The 18,525-nt window shown below is 37.9% G+C and carries 11 protein-coding genes; all 11 read left to right on the forward strand.

Annotated elements, in window-relative coordinates; genetic code table 11:
* Window positions 1-61: 61 nt before the first annotated feature.
* The 11 genes from rplL (at window position 62) to BW976_RS17890 (ending at window position 18,487) form a co-directional block, all read left to right on the forward strand.
* Entirely contained in the window at window positions 62-445 is a 384-nt protein-coding gene (rplL, locus tag BW976_RS17840; protein ID WP_076374902.1) for a 50S ribosomal protein L7/L12, read from the forward strand.
* Between the two features lie 206 nt (window positions 446-651).
* Window positions 652-4,455 (forward strand): DNA-directed RNA polymerase subunit beta, encoded by a 3,804-nt coding sequence (rpoB, locus tag BW976_RS17845; RefSeq protein WP_076374904.1) that lies wholly within the window; start codon window positions 652-654, stop codon window positions 4,453-4,455.
* 153 nt (window positions 4,456-4,608) lie between these two features.
* Window positions 4,609-8,895, forward strand: a complete 4,287-nt coding sequence (rpoC, locus tag BW976_RS17850) for a DNA-directed RNA polymerase subunit beta' (protein ID WP_076374906.1) — start codon at window positions 4,609-4,611, stop codon at window positions 8,893-8,895.
* A gap of 246 nt (window positions 8,896-9,141) precedes the next feature.
* Complete coding sequence (locus tag BW976_RS17855; protein ID WP_076374980.1) at window positions 9,142-9,453, forward strand: DUF3467 domain-containing protein; 312 nt, start codon at window positions 9,142-9,144, stop codon at window positions 9,451-9,453.
* 234 nt (window positions 9,454-9,687) lie between these two features.
* On the forward strand, window positions 9,688-10,485 hold the full coding sequence (locus BW976_RS17860) for a polysaccharide biosynthesis/export family protein (protein WP_076374908.1): 798 nt from the start codon (window positions 9,688-9,690) through the stop codon (window positions 10,483-10,485).
* A gap of 13 nt (window positions 10,486-10,498) precedes the next feature.
* Window positions 10,499-12,862, forward strand: a complete 2,364-nt coding sequence (locus BW976_RS17865; protein ID WP_076374910.1) for a polysaccharide biosynthesis tyrosine autokinase — start codon at window positions 10,499-10,501, stop codon at window positions 12,860-12,862.
* Window positions 12,863-12,939: 77 nt separating this feature from the next.
* A complete protein-coding gene (locus BW976_RS17870; RefSeq protein ID WP_076374912.1) occupies window positions 12,940-13,980 on the forward strand; it encodes an FAD-binding oxidoreductase in 1,041 nt (346 codons plus the stop codon).
* A 17-nt stretch (window positions 13,981-13,997) separates the two neighbouring features.
* Complete coding sequence (gene rfbF / locus BW976_RS17875) at window positions 13,998-14,771, forward strand: glucose-1-phosphate cytidylyltransferase (RefSeq protein ID WP_076374914.1); 774 nt, start codon at window positions 13,998-14,000, stop codon at window positions 14,769-14,771.
* Complete coding sequence (gene rfbG / locus BW976_RS17880; RefSeq protein WP_076374916.1) at window positions 14,771-15,853, forward strand: CDP-glucose 4,6-dehydratase; 1,083 nt, start codon at window positions 14,771-14,773, stop codon at window positions 15,851-15,853. Before rfbF ends, rfbG begins: the two co-directional genes overlap by 1 nt.
* Window positions 15,846-16,769: an NAD-dependent epimerase/dehydratase family protein gene (locus tag BW976_RS17885; protein WP_076374918.1), complete on the forward strand. Its 924-nt coding sequence runs from the start codon at window positions 15,846-15,848 to the stop codon at window positions 16,767-16,769. The genes rfbG and BW976_RS17885 overlap by 8 nt, the downstream gene beginning before the upstream one ends.
* Window positions 16,769-18,487, forward strand: coding sequence for a thiamine pyrophosphate-binding protein (locus BW976_RS17890; RefSeq protein ID WP_076374920.1), 1,719 nt, complete (start codon window positions 16,769-16,771; stop codon window positions 18,485-18,487). The genes BW976_RS17885 and BW976_RS17890 overlap by 1 nt, the downstream gene beginning before the upstream one ends.
* Window positions 18,488-18,525 lie beyond the last annotated feature (38 nt).

Raw genomic sequence — 18,525 nt, forward strand, 5'->3', positions numbered from 1 at the left:
AACACCTTATTGAAGTTCGATATTAACAAACAAAAAGCATTAAAAGTAAAATTTAAATAAAATGGCGGATTTAAAAGCGTTTGCTGAACAGTTGGTAAACTTAACAGTAAAAGAAGTAAACGAATTAGCTCAGATCTTAAAAGATGAGTATGGTATTGAGCCTGCTGCTGCAGCTGTAGCTGTTGCTGCTGCTCCTGCTGGTGGCGATGATGCCCCTGCTGCTGCTGCAGAACAAACTGCATTTGACGTTATCCTGAAAGAAGCAGGTGGCTCAAAATTAGCAGTTGTTAAATTAGTAAAAGACTTAACTGGCTTAGGCTTGAAAGAAGCTAAAGATCTTGTTGATGGCGCACCAAAAGAATTAAAAACTGGTGTAACTAAAGAAGAAGCTCAATCTTTGAAAGCTCAATTAGAAGAAGCTGGAGCAGTAGTTGAGGTTAAATAAGTTAACCCAATAAAAATATAGCATCAGACTCCGACCTATTTTGGTCGGGGTCTATTGCTGTTTATATACAATAGACTTGAGATATTAGATTTGAGATTTGAGATTTTTTGCAGGATATAGCTTGTGAAATTTTTTTAGTCTCAATACTTACGTCTCATATCTCACTTCTAAACACAGGTTTATTAATAAACTAAAATTATAATACCTTGGCAAACAACAATAATCAAAGAGTAAACTTTGCAACCAGCAGAAAGGTACTTGATTACCCTGATTTCCTGGATGTTCAGTTACAATCTTTCCAGGAATTTTTTCAATTGGAAACCACCTCAGACAACCGTTATAAAGAAGGTTTGTTTAAAGTGTTTGCTGAAAATTTTCCGATATCGGACTCAAGAAACATCTTTGTTTTAGAGTTTCTTGATTACTTTATTGATCCGCCACGTTACGATATACAAGAGTGTATTGAGCGCGGATTAACTTACAGTGTGCCTTTAAAAGCCAAGCTTCGCCTTTCATGTAATGATGAGGAGCACGAAGATTTTGAAACTATTGTACAGGACGTGTACCTGGGAACTATCCCATACATGACCCCAAAAGGTACATTTGTTATAAATGGTGCCGAGCGTGTAATTGTATCACAGTTACACCGTTCGCCAGGTGTGTTCTTTGGCCAAAGCCGCCACACCAACGGTACAAAATTATACTCTGCCCGTGTTATACCTTTTAAAGGTTCATGGATTGAGTTTGCTACTGACGTTAATAACGTGATGTATGCTTACATTGACCGTAAAAAGAAATTCCCGGTTACTACACTACTTCGCGCCATAGGTTATGACTCTGATAAAGATATATTAGAGCTGTTTGAACTGGCCGACGAAGTAAAAGTAAGCAAATCAGGCTTGAAGAAATTCATTGGCCGTAAGCTTGCTGCAAGGGTGCTTAAAAAATGGGTTGAGGATTTCGTGGATGAAGATACCGGTGAAGTGGTTTCTATCGACCGTAATGAGATCATCCTTGAGCGTGAAACCGTATTGGAAGACGATCATATTGATATGATCATTGATGCCGGTGTTAAAACCATCATCCTGAATAAGGAAGATGCTGCCACCAGCGGTGATTATACTATTATATACAATACCTTACAAAAAGATACTTCGAACTCGGAGAAAGAAGCGGTTGAGCATATCTACCGTCAGTTACGTAACGCAGAACCACCTGATGAAGAAACAGCTCGTGGTATCATCGATCGTTTATTCTTCTCTGATAAAAGATATGACCTGGGTGATGTGGGCCGCTACCGCATTAACCGTAAGTTGAAACTGAATACCTCTGATGAAACAAAGGTATTAACCAAGCAGGATATTATTGCCATTGTGAAGTACTTGATCAAACTGATCAACTCTAAAGCTGAGGTGGATGATATTGACCACTTGTCAAACCGTCGTGTTCGTACAGTTGGTGAGCAGTTATATGCTCAGTTTGGTGTTGGTTTGGCACGTATGGCACGTACTATACGTGAGCGTATGAACATCCGTGATAACGAGGTGTTTACCCCAACCGACCTGATCAACGCACGTACATTATCATCAGTGATCAACTCGTTCTTCGGAACAAACCAGTTATCACAGTTCATGGACCAAACCAATCCACTGGCAGAGATCACGCACAAGCGTCGTCTGTCAGCCCTTGGGCCCGGTGGTCTGTCACGTGAGCGTGCTGGTTTCGAGGTTCGTGACGTACACTACACCCACTACGGTAGGTTGTGTACTATTGAAACTCCGGAAGGACCAAACATTGGTTTGATATCATCACTTTGCGTACACGCCAAGATCAACAACTTAGGCTTTATCGAAACTCCGTACAAACGTGTGGTTGAAGGTAAAGTACAAGTTCAAGAGCCGGTTATCTACTTATCTGCTGAAGATGAGGATGGTAAAACAATAGGTCAGGCAAACGCGCATTATGATGATAATGGTGTATTTGCATTACCAAAAGTAAAAGCACGTTTTGAAGGTGACTTCCCGATCATTGATCCGGAGAAACTTGATTTAATGGACATCGCTCCAAACCAGATCACTTCTATCGCGGCTTCGCTGATTCCGTTCCTGGAACATGATGATGCTAACCGTGCATTGATGGGATCAAACATGCAACGCCAGGCCGTACCATTGTTACGTCCTGAAGCGCCAATTGTTGGAACCGGACTGGAAGGACGTGTGGCAAAAGATTCACGTACACTGATCAACGCCGAAGGCGATGGTATAGTGGAGTATGTTGATGCCAACGAAATCCGTATTAAATATGACCGTAATGAGCTTGACCGTTTGGTTTCATTTGATGGCGATTCAAAAAGCTATCGTTTAACCAAATTCAAGAAAACTAACCAAAGCACCACCATGAACCTGAAGCCGATTGTTAAAAAAGGCCAAAGGGTATCAAAAGGAGAGGTTCTTTGCGAAGGTTACGCTACTCAGAATGGTGAGCTTGCATTAGGCCGTAACTTAAAAGTGGCGTTCATGCCTTGGCAGGGATACAACTTTGAGGATGCGATTGTAATATCTGAGCGTGTGGTTTCACAGGATATTTTCACTTCACTTCACGTTGAAGAGTTTGAGTTGGAAGTACGTGATACCAAACGTGGTGAAGAGGAATTGACACCAGATATCCCTAACGTATCAGAAGAAGCTACTAAAGACCTTGACGAAGACGGTATTATCCGTGTAGGTGCCGAGGTTAAAGAAGGCGATATCCTGATTGGTAAGATCACTCCAAAAGGTGAGTCAGATCCATCACCAGAAGAAAAACTGTTACGCGCCATATTTGGTGATAAAGCAGGTGATGTTAAAGATGCGTCTCTGAAAACTCCACCATCTATTGCAGGTGTTGTTATTGATACCAAATTGTTCAGCCGTGCTAAAAAGACCTCTAAGGCCGAAGAAAAAGCACAGTTGGAGAAACTGGATACTAAACACGAAAGAGCTGTAAAAGAACTCAAAAATACTTTGATTGAAAAGTTATTTGAGATTGTGAATGGTAAAACATCACAAGGTGTTTTCAATATTTACAAAGAGCTTTTGGTGCCAAAAGGTGTAAAATTCACGCAGAAAATTTTAGTTGAGCTTAGCTATGAAAATATCAACCCAACTAAATGGACAACCGATGATGATAAAAACGATCAGATCAAACTTTTGCTTCATAATTACAACATCAAGGTTAATGAGGAATTAGGTGCTTATCGTCGTGATAAATTTGCTATCAGTGTAGGTGATGAGCTTCCATCAGGTATCGTACAAATGGCTAAAGTTTACATCGCTAAAAAGCGTAAGCTTAAAGTAGGCGATAAAATGGCCGGCCGTCACGGTAACAAAGGTATCGTTGCACGTATTGTACGTGACGAAGATATGCCTTTCCTTGAAGATGGAACACCGGTTGATATAGTGTTGAACCCATTGGGTGTACCTTCACGTATGAACCTGGGTCAGATTTATGAAACCGTATTAGGCTGGGCCGGTAAAGAGCTTGGTATTAAATTCGCTACCCCGATTTTTGATGGTGCAAGCCATGAAGAAGTGGAAGAGTGGGTTAAAAAGGCAAACTTACCAGAATCAGGCCGTACCTATTTATACAATGGCTTAACAGGCGATCGTTTTGACCAGCAAACTACAGTAGGTATTATATATATGCTGAAACTGGGTCACATGGTTGATGATAAAATGCACGCGCGTTCAATCGGGCCATACTCATTAATTACACAACAGCCATTGGGTGGTAAAGCCCAGTTTGGTGGTCAGCGTTTTGGTGAGATGGAGGTTTGGGCACTTGAAGCGTTCGGTGCATCAAACATACTGCAAGAAATATTGACCGTTAAATCGGATGATGTTATCGGCCGTGCCAAAACTTACGAGGCTATTGTTAAAGGTGAAAACCTGCCAACACCGTCTGTTCCTGAATCATTCAATGTATTGGTTCATGAATTAAGAGGTTTAGGTTTAGATATCACGTTAGAATAATTAGTGATTTAGTGAGTTAGTGAATTAATGATTGAACAAATCATTAATTCGCTAACTCACTAATTCAAACATAGTAAAAGAGTGATTTAACAAAGTAGGTTGACTCACTAATTCACTAACTCACTAATTCAATCATTAAAAAACAAGGAGACTATGTCTTACAAAAAGGATAATAAAATCAAAAGTAATTTCACCACAATTACGATCAGTCTGGCCTCTCCTGAGTCCATCCTGGAACGTTCAAGCGGTGAAGTTTTAAAACCAGAAACCATCAACTACAGGACCTATAAACCTGAGCGCGATGGTTTATTCTGCGAACGTATTTTTGGTCCGGTTAAAGATTATGAGTGCCATTGCGGTAAATACAAACGTATCCGTTACAAAGGTATCGTGTGCGACCGTTGCGGTGTTGAAGTAACCGAAAAGAAAGTACGCCGCGAGCGCATGGGCCACATTAACCTTGTAGTTCCTGTTGCTCATATCTGGTACTTCCGTTCATTACCAAATAAAATTGGTTACCTATTAGGTTTGCCAACAAAAAGGCTCGACCTGATCATATACTACGAGCGTTATGTAGTTATACAAGCAGGTATTAAAGAAACAGATGGTATCAACAAAATGGATTTCCTTACTGAAGAGGAATATCTTGATGTGTTAGATACTCTTCCAAAAGAAAACCAATACCTGGATGACAAGGATCCACAGAAATTTGTGGCTAAAATGGGCGCCGAAGCTTTAGAAGAGCTGTTAAAACGTCTTGACCTGGATGAATTATCATTCAGCTTGCGTCACCAGGCAGCAAACGAAACTTCACAACAACGTAAAAACGAAGCTTTAAAACGTTTACAGGTTGTTGAGGCTTTCCGTGATGCTAAAACCCGTATCGAGAATAACCCTGAGTGGATGATCGTTAAGATCGTTCCGGTTATCCCGCCTGAACTGCGTCCGTTGGTACCACTGGAAGGTGGCCGTTTCGCAACTTCGGATCTGAATGACCTTTACCGTCGTGTAATTATCCGTAATAACCGTTTAAAACGTTTGATCGAGATCAAAGCACCGGAAGTTATATTACGTAACGAAAAACGTATGTTACAGGAAGCTGTTGACTCGTTATTCGATAACTCACGTAAAGTAAACGCGGTAAAAACCGAAGGTAACCGTGCCCTGAAATCACTTTCAGACATCCTGAAAGGTAAACAAGGCCGTTTCCGTCAAAACTTATTAGGTAAACGTGTGGATTATTCTGCCCGTTCGGTAATTGTTGTAGGTCCAAACCTTAAATTACATGAGTGCGGTTTACCAAAAGATATGGCTGCCGAGCTGTTTAAACCATTTATCATCCGCAAAATGATTGAGCGTGGTGTGGTTAAAACAGTAAAATCTGCCAAAAAGATAGTTGACCGTAAAGACCCATTGGTTTGGGACATTTTGGAAAACGTATTGAAAGGACACCCTGTATTACTAAACCGTGCGCCTACGCTGCACAGATTAGGTATCCAGTCGTTCCAGCCAAAACTTGTTGAAGGTAAAGCAATCCAATTGCACCCATTAACTTGTACGGCCTTCAACGCGGATTTTGACGGTGACCAGATGGCCGTTCACGTACCTCTAGGTAACGCGGCAATTTTGGAAGCCCAAATCCTGATGCTGGCATCACACAACATCCTTAACCCTGCCAACGGTACACCTATTACTGTACCATCACAAGACATGGTGCTTGGTTTGTACTACATAACCAAAGGTCGTAAAACTGATGCAGGCCGTGTTGTAAAAGGCGAAGGCTTAACTTTCTATTCTTCTGAAGAAGTAATTATTGCTTACAATGAGCGCATGATCGATTTGCACGCCTTTATTAAGGTTAAAGGTTTGATCAAAGAAAAAGATGGCAGCATTGTAAGCAAGATCATCGATACTACTGTAGGCCGTGTATTATTTAATGAGCACGTACCTGTTGAAGTAGGTTATATTAATGAATTGCTGACCAAAAAATCACTGCGTGATATTATTGGTGAAGTTGTTAAAATTACCGGTATGGCTCGTGCAGCCCAGTTCCTTGATGATATTAAGGAATTAGGTTTCAGAATGGCATTCCAGGGTGGTTTATCATTTAACCTGAAAGATATCAATATCCCAGCTGAAAAAGTTACACTGATCGAAACAGCTTCTAAACAAGTTGAAGAGGTAATGGGTAATTACAACATGGGTTTCATTACTAATAACGAGCGTTATAACCAAATTATCGATATCTGGACACGTATCAACAACCGCTTAACTGCGAATGTGATGGATATCCTGAGTAACGATAATCAGGGCTTTAACTCGGTATACATGATGCTTGATTCAGGTGCCCGTGGTTCAAAAGAGCAGATCCGTCAGCTTGCAGGTATGCGTGGTTTGATGGCTAAGCCTCAGAAATCAGGTTCAGGTGGTGAGATCATCGAAAACCCGATTCTTTCAAACTTTAAAGAAGGTTTATCAGTATTAGAGTACTTTATCTCTACTCACGGTGCCCGTAAAGGTTTGGCGGATACAGCGTTGAAAACAGCCGATGCGGGTTACTTAACCCGTAGGTTGCATGATGTTGCCCAGGATATGATTGTTGGTATGGTTGATTGCGGTACTTTAAGAGGTATCTATACAACAGCCCTGAAAGACAATGAAGATATTGTTGAGCCATTATATGACCGTATTTTAGGCCGTACCTCTTTACATGATGTTCATGACCCTATCACCAGCGAACTGTTGGTATCAGCCGGTCAGGATATTACTGAAGAAGTAGGTAAAAAGATTGAAAACTCTCCATTAGAAGGTATTGAAATACGCTCGGTATTAACTTGCGAAAGCAAGCGTGGTGTTTGTGCATTATGCTATGGTCGTAACCTTGCCAGCGGCAAACGCGTGCAAAAAGGTGAGGCTGTAGGGGTAATTGCTGCACAGTCAATTGGTGAGCCGGGTACACAGTTAACATTACGTACATTCCACGTGGGTGGTACCGCCTCGAACATTGCTGCTGAATCACAGATCAATGCAAGGTTTGATGGTATCATTGAATTTGAAAACGTACGTACTGTTCAATACAAAACCGAAGAGGGTGATGTAGATGTGGTATTAGGCCGTTCTGGTGAGTTCCGTATTGTGGAAGAGGGAAGTAACAAGATCATTGTTACCAACAATATCCCTTATGGTTCATACCTGTACATTAAAGATGGTAGCAAAATAACCAAAGGCGACCGTATCTGTTCATGGGATCCGTATAATGCGGTGATTATATCTGAATTTGCAGGTTTAACTCAATTTGAAGCTGTATTGGATGGTATCACTTTCCGTGAAGAGTCTGATGAGCAAACTGGTCACCGTGAAAAAGTAATTATCGATACCAGGGATAAAACAAAAAATCCTGTTATTCAAATTACTGATACAAAAGGTAACGTCATAAAAGGATATAACATTCCTGTAGGAGCACACATCGCCGTTGAAGAAGGCGAAAAACTACAAACAGGTCAGGTTATTGCCAAGATTCCTCGTTCAACTGGTAAAACCCGGGATATCACCGGTGGTTTACCACGTGTAACCGAGTTATTTGAAGCACGTAACCCGTCAAATCCTGCTGTAGTAACAGAGATTGATGGTGTGGTAACCTTGGGTGGTGTTAAACGTGGTAACCGTGAGATCACTATCGAATCAAAAGACGGTCAGGTTAAAAAATACCTTGTTCCATTGTCAAAACACATCCTGGTACAGGATAACGACTTTGTGAAAGCCGGTATGCCGTTATCTGATGGTTCTATATCTCCTGCTGATATCCTGGCTATTAAAGGCCCGGCTGCGGTACAGGAATACCTGGTAAATGGTATTCAAGAGGTTTACCGTTTACAGGGTGTGAAGATCAACGATAAGCACTTTGAGGTGATCGTTCACCAGATGATGCAGAAAGTAGCGATCGAGGATGCAGGTGATACCCGCTTCCTGGAAAGAGAATCTGTTGATAGCTGGGATTTCATGACCGAAAACGATGAGATATTTGACAAAAAGGTTGTAGTTGAGCCAGGTGATTCAACTACATTAAAAGCTGGTCAGATAGTTTCATTAAGAAAACTGCGTGATGAGAACTCAATTCTAAAACGTAGGGATCTGAGATTGGTTGAAGTTCGTGATGCTATCCCTGCAACTTCAAGTCCGATACTGCAAGGTATTACCAGGGCATCTTTAGGTACCAAATCGTTTATCTCTGCTGCATCATTCCAGGAAACTACTAAAGTACTGAATGAGGCTGCTATAGCTGGTAAAAAAGATTTGATGCTTGGCTTGAAAGAAAACGTTATTGTTGGTCACCTGATTCCTTCTGGTACAGGCTTACGTGAATATGAAAATATCCGTGTAGGTTCACAGGAAGAGTTTGATCGCTTAATGGCTTCAAAAACTGAGGAAGTAGAAGCGTAGTTTACTTCAATATATTAACAAGCCCTTCGGTAAAAACCGAGGGGCTTTTTCGTTTAATGATAGGAATATATCAGATTGGCAAAAAGTAAAAAAAATGAAACAAAAATAAAACACGACTGTTTTGAGTTTCATTGCTTACGATAAAGCATTTTTAAGGCATGAATTGAAATGCAGTTAAAGGTTGAACAATATTTGTTATTATTGGAAAGCCTTTTGATAAATGAATGGCTTTATTATTTTAATAAAATGGAAGAACAAAATGAAAATCAACTGAATATTGAACTTTCTGAAGAAATAGCGGAGGGAATTTATTCAAATCTGGCGATAATTACTCACTCGAGCTCAGAATTTGTGCTTGATTTTATCAGGGTAATGCCCGGAATACCTAAGGCAAAAGTAAAGTCGCGGGTTATTTTAACTCCCGAACATGCTAAACGTTTGTTAACCGCATTGGAAGACAATCTGGAAAAATTTGAATCGATTAATGGCCGTATTAAGGTTCAGCAAGAGCCTTCAGGCTTCCCAATGAATTTTGGTGGAACAATGGGGCAAGCATAATTTATTGCTTGTTGAATTGGGAAAAGTGAACTTTAAATTAATATTAGATTATTTCATTATTAATAAAAAAACCGGCAAAATATAAATAAGTTGTTAAAAAAAGGATAGTTTGTTGAATGATTTTGTATATTCGGCCTCGACAATTGTTTTTTATTAATATTGCCAGCATACTAAATAATTACCAGTAAAAAAAGAAGGCTGTAATGTATCTTCTATAATTTAAAAACAATCTAAATGATAAAAAATAGTTTCTTAAAGATTTTTTTAGCTATTGTTTCCGTAATTCTTATATCTTCCTGTAGCAATGAGAAAAAGCTAGTTTATTTTCAAAAAACAAAAGGTTTTACTGATACGCTTGATTTAGCTAAAGTTTATATCCCCAAAATTCAACCAGGAGACATTCTCTCCATTTATGTAAATTCATTAAACCCAGAAGCCAGTAGTTTTTTTAATCCTTATTCGGTTAGTGCGAGCTCTGGTGGGACTTCTTCAGCAAGCAGTGGTTCTGCCGTACTAAGTCAGTCTGCAGCCCCGGGATATTTAGTTAACTCATCTGGTGTTATACAATTGCCTTTGATAGGGAATCTAAAAATAAGTGGACTTTCAACTACGCAAGCAAGCGATACGATAAAAGTTTTAGTAAGTAAATATTTAAAAGAACCAACCGTAAACGTTAGGTTCTTAAATTATCGTATTTCCGTTTTAGGAGAGGTAGCCAAGCCCTCAATTTATACTATCCCAAATGAAATGATAACATTACCTGAGGCGTTGAGTTTAGCTGGGGACTTAACGGTATTTGCCAGAAGAGATAGTATAACGATTGTTAGGGATATGAACGGGAAGAAGGTTTTTGGGAATGTTGATTTGAGAGGGAGGGACGTTTTTAATTCTCCTTATTATTATTTGCACGCTAACGATGTTATATATGTAAAAACAGGAAAGGCCAAAGCTCAATCAATTGATAGAACTTATCAGGTAATACCAATTGTGGTAAGCTTACTTACTTTAATACTTTACATTGTAAGGAGATAGTTATATAGTTTTTATGCAAGAAGAAAAAAAATTTTCCGAATATATTGTTAGTGGTGCTGAAGAACCCGAAGTAAATCCTCGAGAGATATTATTTAAATATTTAGTTCATTGGAAATGGTTTGTTGTTTCTTTGCTATTAGCATTGGTGCTTGGTTATTTGTTTATCCAAACGCAAATTCCTCAGTATAAAATTCAGACTACTTTATTAATTAAAGACGATAAAAGCGGTGCAAGCAGCGATGCTAAAGATTTGTTAAATCAGCTCGATCTAAATTCTTCAAGTAAGATCATAGATAATGAAATACAAATACTGAAGTCAAATTCTTTAATGACTAAAGTTATAGAAGCATTACATCTTCAAACAAATTATTATATACAGCATCACTTAGCAAAATATTATTTGTACAAAAACTCTCCATTCAAAGTGGAAGTTCTAAAGCCGGGCCCGCTTACTTATTCTAAGGAATGGCTTGTTAATTTGGTTGATGAACAAAAAGCCTTGTTTAATGGGAAACCGGTTTCACTAAATAAACCTGTACAAACAGACGCTGGTCTTATACTCATTACCCGTGCTAAAAGTGTACGATTTTCTAATCAGCCTATTTATGTTACTTTTAGTACAACCGCAAATCTTGCTGCTGCTTACTCCGGTAACATAAAAATTGATCCAGCAAGTAAGGAGGCTACTGTATTACTAATTAGTTTAGAAGATGCTATCCCTCAGCGCGGAAAAGACATTTTAGATAACCTAATAGACGAATACAATATTGCCGCCATTGATGATAAAAATAAAACGGCAACAAATTCATTAAACTTTATTCAAAGCCGATTGGTATCAATAGCCAATGATTTAAGTTCTGTTGAAAAAAAAGTACAGGATTATAAATCAAGCAATAGCATCACTGATATAACTGCTGAATCAGGATTGTTTTTGAGCAGTGTGAAGGATAACGACGATCAATTAAGCAAAATAAACTTACAGCTTGCATCGTTGGATAATCTGGAGTCTTATTTAAATGAAGGCAATGATAATACGGGAGTAAAATTACCATCAATGCTGGGTATACAAGACCCTTCTTTATTGGCCTTGGTACAACAATTGGGTCAGGCACAAATAACAAGAACAAGCTTATTACGAACTACACCTGAAACAAATCCAATTGTTAATTCTATAAACGACCAGATACAAAGTATTAAAGAAACATTACTGCCTACATTAAAGAACGTAAGGAGTGGCTTACTATTAAATAAAGAGCAGTTAATAAGCGAAAGCAAAAAGTTTTCGGGAATAATAAAAAATGTACCTGCTAAAGAAAGAGGTTTACTTGATGTAATGAGGCAGCAGGATATAAAAAATAATCTGTTTAATTTCTTATTACAAAAGCGCGAATCAACAGAGCTTTCTTTAGCTACAACTATTTCAGATAGTAGAACAATTGATAAAGCGATAAGTGATAACACTCCTTTGAAGCCGGTTAAGGGTGTAATTTATTCTTTTTTTATACTATTAGGATTACTTCTGCCAATTATAGTAATATATCTGAAAAACGTATTAGATTATAAAATCAGGGATAAATCTCAAATTGAAAAGCTTACGAGAACACCAATTCTTGCTGAGATAGCCCACTCTGATGACTCGGTTCCTCTTATTGTATCTGAGCGCCCTCGTTCAATGATTGCCGAACAAATGAGAGCTTTTCGTACCAATCTTCAATATATTGATTTCAATAATGATCATAAAGTGATTTTATTTACTTCAAATATAAGCGGTGAAGGAAAGTCATTTATCTCATTGAACTTAGGCGCAAGTTTAGCAACTGCAAATAAAAAAGTAGTTGTTTTAGAGCTGGATTTGCGTAAGCCCAAACTTCACTCGGCCCTTGGGTTAGAAAATTCAGTAGGTTTATCAAATTATTTTATAGGCAAGGTAAGTTCTAAAGACATTATAAGGTCTATCCCACAACAAGAGAATTATTATATCATAACAAGCGGTCCTGTGCCGCCAAATCCTGCGGAATTATTGACCAACGGACGAATGGATATATTAATAGCTGAGCTTAAAAAAGAATTTGATTTTATAATTCTTGATGCTCCTCCTGTAGGCTTGGTTACCGATGCCCAAATACTAAGCAAGTGGGCTGATGCAACAATGTTTGTAATTAGAAATAACTATAGTATCAAAGCCCAGGTTAGTTTAATTGATAATCTGTATCGTAAGCAAATATTTAAAAACCTAAACATTGTATACAACTCTGTTGATAGAGGAAATGGGTATGGCTACGGCTACGGCTATGGTTATGGCTATGGTTATTATGAAGAGGACTTAAATAAAAAAAGGATATTGAGTCCGTTTAGTAGATTCTTCAAAAAAGATTAAAGACCTCTTAGGCAATAATGGCTGAGTGGTATAAAGTCATAGATATGACATTTACTTGTTTACTTTAACAATATATTATGTTAATTTATACTTTAAAAATTATAGAGTTAAGATACGAAACGGTAGATACTCTAACCATTTGTTTCAAGCAACCTGGCTTGAAAAAAGTGAAGTATTTAGCTGGGCAGTATTTAACGCTAATTTTTCGTATAAATGGCCGTAGATACATTAGGCCTTATTCTTTCTCATCTGCTCCGGGGATTGATTCAAATATTGAAGTAACAGTGAAGCGTGTAACAGGGGGGATTGTATCAAATCATATCCATGACAAATTATCAGTTGGAGATATTGTTGAAGTTTTTGAACCTTTAGGGGATTTTACTTTAGATAAAGTAACTAATTTGGCTAATTCACATCTGGTTTTATGGGGAGCAGGCAGTGGTGTTACACCTTTAATGTCAATAGCAAAATTTGTTTTACATAATGGACTTTGTAATCACCTAACGCTGGTGTATGGAAATAAAAGCTTTGAAAGTGTTATTTTTTCTAACCAAATAAACGAACTTAAAAAAACGTTTAAAAATCTTTCATTATTTCATTTTTATTCAAAACTTACAATAAGTGCTACAAATAGTAATATTATAGAAGGAAGAATTGATCCGAAGAAAATTCTTTCTGTCATGAAAAGCGAACGTCCCTTGGAAAATACGGTCCACTATATATGCGGACCTACAGGTTTAAAAGAGTCCGTTAAAGATCAATTATATAAATTAGGTATAATTGATGAAAATATCTATACTGAAGATTTTGAAATTGTTCGAGACCCTAAGGAGTTTGAATTAATACTAACTCAGAATGTAGAAATTATTATGGGCAATTCGAATCAAAATATTGAAGTAGTGAAAGGAAAAAGCATCCTTGAGGCTGGCCTCGATGCATCTCTGGAGCTTTCTTATTCCTGCCAAACCGGGAGCTGTCTGATATGTAAAGGAAAACTACTTTCAGGAGAAGTCAAGATGATTGGTGCACATAAAAAGAACGAGTTATTACCAGACGAATGTTTGTTGTGTTGTAGTTTTCCAGTAACCAATAATGTTAAGGTTTTAGTAACAGATTAATCAATTAAAATAATTAGATGAAAGTTGTATTATTAGCAGGAGGACTGGGCACCAGACTATCCGAAGAAACAGTATTAAAACCTAAACCCATGGTTGAGATAGGTGGAATGCCTATTTTGTGGCATATCATGAAAATCTATTCCAGCTATGGCTATAATGATTTTATTGTTTGTCTTGGGTATAAGGGCTACGTTATTAAAGAGTATTTTGCCAATTACTTTTTGCACAAGTCCGATGTTACTATTGACCTTGCTGATAACTCAATTAAAGTGCATGATTCGCAGGCTGAGCCGTGGAAAATAACGTTGGTTGATACTGGTAATGAATCAATGACAGGAGGACGTATAAAACGTATTCAGCCTTTTGTTGGTGATTCTCCGTTTATGCTTACTTATGGTGATGGAGTATGTGATATTGATATAAAGGCTTTGGTAAAATATCATGAAGAACATGGTAAATCATGTACAGTTACATCAGTGCAGCCATCAGGCAGATTTGGTTCATTAAATATTCTTGAAGATTCCACGGTTCACTCATTTATGGAAAAACCTAAAGGTGATGGTGCCTGGATCAATGGTGGATTCTTTGTTTGCCAACCAGAGGTTTTTAATTACATAAAAGAAGGTGATAGTACAGTTTGGGAACAACAGCCTATGGAACAAATAGCTAATGCCGGTCAAATGAACGCATATAAACATACTGGCTTTTGGCGACCAATGGATACACTTAAGGATAAGCAGGATTTGAATGCAATGTGGGAAACAAATAAGGCACCCTGGAAAATTTGGTAATGATGTATAATAATTTAGCTTCAGTATACAAAGGCAAGAAAGTTTTTTTAACCGGCCATACCGGTTTTAAAGGTTCCTGGATGCTTAAAGCCCTATCTATGTTGGGTGCTGATGTAAAGGGCTATGCGTTAGCTCCGGATAACGACAAAAATTTATATCATTTAATAAAAGGCGATCAGTTGTGTGAATCAACTATAGCGGACTTGAGAAACAAACAAAAATTAATTGACGATATAAAAGAATTTCAACCAGATTTTGTATTTCATCTTGCAGCCCAGCCTCTGGTAAGATTATCATATGAGCTTCCGACAGAAACTTTTGAGATAAATGCTATTGGCACGGCAAATTTGCTTGAGGGGGTAAGGTCGATAAATAAACCTTGTAACGTGATACTGATCACTACGGATAAGGTTTATCATAATAATGAATGGATATACCCATACCGTGAAAATGACCGGCTTGGTGGTTATGATCCTTATAGCGCAAGTAAAGCATGTGCGGAATTGGTGATTGATTCATACCGTAACTCGTTCTTTAATACCAAAAACTATCAGGAACACCAAAAAGCTATAGCTGTTACCAGAGCAGGAAATGTTATAGGCGGCGGCGATTGGTCAAAGGATCGTTTAATACCAGATATAGCAAGAGCAATTGGTAACAATGAAAAAATAATCATCCGAAATCCTACCTCTATAAGACCATGGCAACATGTTTTAGAACCAGTTTTGGGTTATTTATTACTTGGAGCTAAATTAGTAACCGATCCGGTTAAATATGCTCAGGCATATAACTTTGGGCCATACGGAGAAGATGCTCTTACCGTTAAAACAATGGTAGAACTTTCGATCGCTACCTGGGGCATGGGTGAGTACGAGGTGCCTGAATTTATAAACCAACCGCATGAGGCTGGTTTGCTAAAACTTGATATCAGTAAGGCAACGGATCAATTGGGATGGAAGCCTCAGCTGAATGCAAAAAAAGCTGTTGAATATACAATAGACTGGTATAAAAACTTTTTTGAAAACGAGGGAAGTTCAGAAAGATATACCGAAACGCAGATAACCTATTTTCTCAATGGCTAAGGTTTTTATTACAGGTGTTACCGGATTTTTAGGCTCAAATATAGCGAACTATTTAGTAGAGCAAGGGCATACCATAGCCGCTACTTATAGGGATGGCTCCTCAAGACATTTATGTAAGAATTTTGAGGGCAGAATTATCTGGATATTGCAAGATGGGAATAGTTGGATGGAGAAGGTTATAGATTTTGAACCGGAAATAATTATTCATTCAGCGTGGATAGGAGTTGGCCATTTGGAGAGGAATGTATGGGAAATACAATCAGCTAATATTATTTTTACTGAACAAGTATTGTCTGTAGCGCAAAGGTCAATGACAAAAAAAGTTATTTCTTTAGGATCGCAAGCCGAGTATGGCGTTTTTGACGGTTGCATAACGGAGGAACATGTTTTAAATCCGACAGAAGCTTATGGTTGTGTTAAGCTGGTTTGTGCCGAACTTGTAAAACAATTTTGTAATCACAATAAAATAGATTGGTTTTGGCTTAGGTTATTCTCATTTTTTGGAATAGGTGAATCTGAGAAATGGTTAATCCCAACTTTAGTTAATAAATTACTAACTACTGATCATATGGATTTAACGCCTGGTGAACAAAAGTATGCTTATTTATATGTTGAGGATTTAGGAAGGGGTATTAATCAGATTATTAATGTTAACGGGTCTTCAGGCGTATATAATATCTCTGGGAAAAACTTAGTTAGTCTTAAAAGTTTGGTAGAATTTATACGAGATCAAATAAATCCTTTATTTCAGTTAAATTTTTCTAAATTATCATATAGAGAAAATCAACCTATGCATATGCAAGGTAATGTTTCAAAATTTGTTAATGAATTTGGCGAATTTGAAGTTTCAGATTTTAATGAATCACTTATTCTAACAGTAAACCACATTAAAGAACAGGTAAAAAAACATCAATAATGAAAGCATCTGATTACATAGCGAAATTTTTGGAGCAAAAGGGAGTCCAGTATGTTTTTGAACTTTCTGGTGGGATGATTACTCATCTTTTGGACTCTTTAAATCAAAAAACATCAATCAATATAATTTCAATGCACCATGAACAAGCAGCAGCTTTTGCTGCCGACGCTTATGGACGTGTTACAGGTATACCAGGAGTGGCTCTGGCCACCAGCGGCCCTGGTGCAACAAATTTAATTACAGGCATAGGAAGTTGTTATTTTGATTCAACCCCCGCAGTTTTTATAACCGGACAAGTTAATAGACATGAGCAGAAGGGCGATCGCCCTATCAGGCAATTGGGGTTTCAGGAAACAGATATCATCTCCATGGTGAAGCCTATAACAAAAGCCTGTTATAAGGTGGAACATCAGGATGATTTACCATTAATTTTAGAAGAAGCATTTGCAATAGCTGTTGAAGGAAGACCAGGGCCTGTACTAATTGATATTCCTATGGATGTTCAAAGAGCACTAATTACAGTTCCTGCCCCTAATTTAGATGTAGCGCCTACATTGGCTCCAACCAAGGCAATTTTAGAAGATATTGTTGAAGATATTAAAAATGCTCAACGCCCGTTACTTTTAGTTGGCAGAGGAGTAAGGTCGGCTTTTGCAATAGATGCGATGAAAGTATTTATTGAAAAAACCAATGTTCCTGTTATTACAACGTTACTTGCTGTTGATGCTTTAGAATATACCCACCCCTCAAGAGTAGGTTTTATTGGAAGTTATGGTAATAGGTGGGCAAATATTGCGTTTGGAGAAAGTGATTTATTAATAGTAGTTGGTAGTCGCCTTGATATCAGACAAACAGGAGCAGACACTAAATTTTTTGAAAACAGAAAGATTTACCATATAGATTGCGAGCCCGGAGAGATCAATAACAGAATAAAAGGGTGTGTTCCGGTTGTTGCAGATGCTAAGCAATTTTTTGAAGACTTTAATACATTTTCAGCAGATGGTGAATTTCCAAATCCAACATCCTGGTATGAATATATTAACGGACTAAGGGAACAATGGCCCGATGTTAAGGAGCTTGATCCCAACGGTATAAACCCAAATGTATTTATTCATAGTTTATCAAAAAACTCCCCTCTGTCTAAATGTTTTATTGCTGATGTAGGAAGCCATCAAATGTGGACAGCACAGTCAATAGAATTAAAAAAAGATCAGCTGTTTCTTACATCTGCAGGGATGGGTGCTATGGGATATGCTTTACCGGCGGGTATTGGTGCCAGTTTTGCCCTTGGCATAAAACCTGTAATTACTATAATTGGCGATGGTTGCATGCAAATTAATATACAGGAGTTACAAACCATTGCGCGCAATAAACTTCCAGTCAAGATCATTATCATGAATAATAAGAATTTGGGAATGATTCGGCAGTTTCAGGATAGTTATTTTGAGTCAAGATATCAATCAACTTATTGGGGCTATAGTGCTCCAGACTTTGAAAAGGTAGCCTTGGCATATGGAATAAACAGTATCACAATTTCAAAAGAAGATGAAATTGAGGATGCGGTAAAGTGGATGTGGAATGATGTTAACAGGGATGCCCCTGTTTTATTGCAAATCATGATAGATCCCTATACAAATACTTACCCCAAAATAGCCTTTGGCAAGCCTATAACAGAAATGGAACCTTTTGCCAAACCTATTGAAATGGAAAGTACTTGATCTCAACAATAAATATATTATACTATAAACAAGATAAA

Source organism: Mucilaginibacter lappiensis (genome assembly GCF_900155965.1).
GTDB lineage: Bacteria > Bacteroidota > Bacteroidia > Sphingobacteriales > Sphingobacteriaceae > Mucilaginibacter > Mucilaginibacter lappiensis.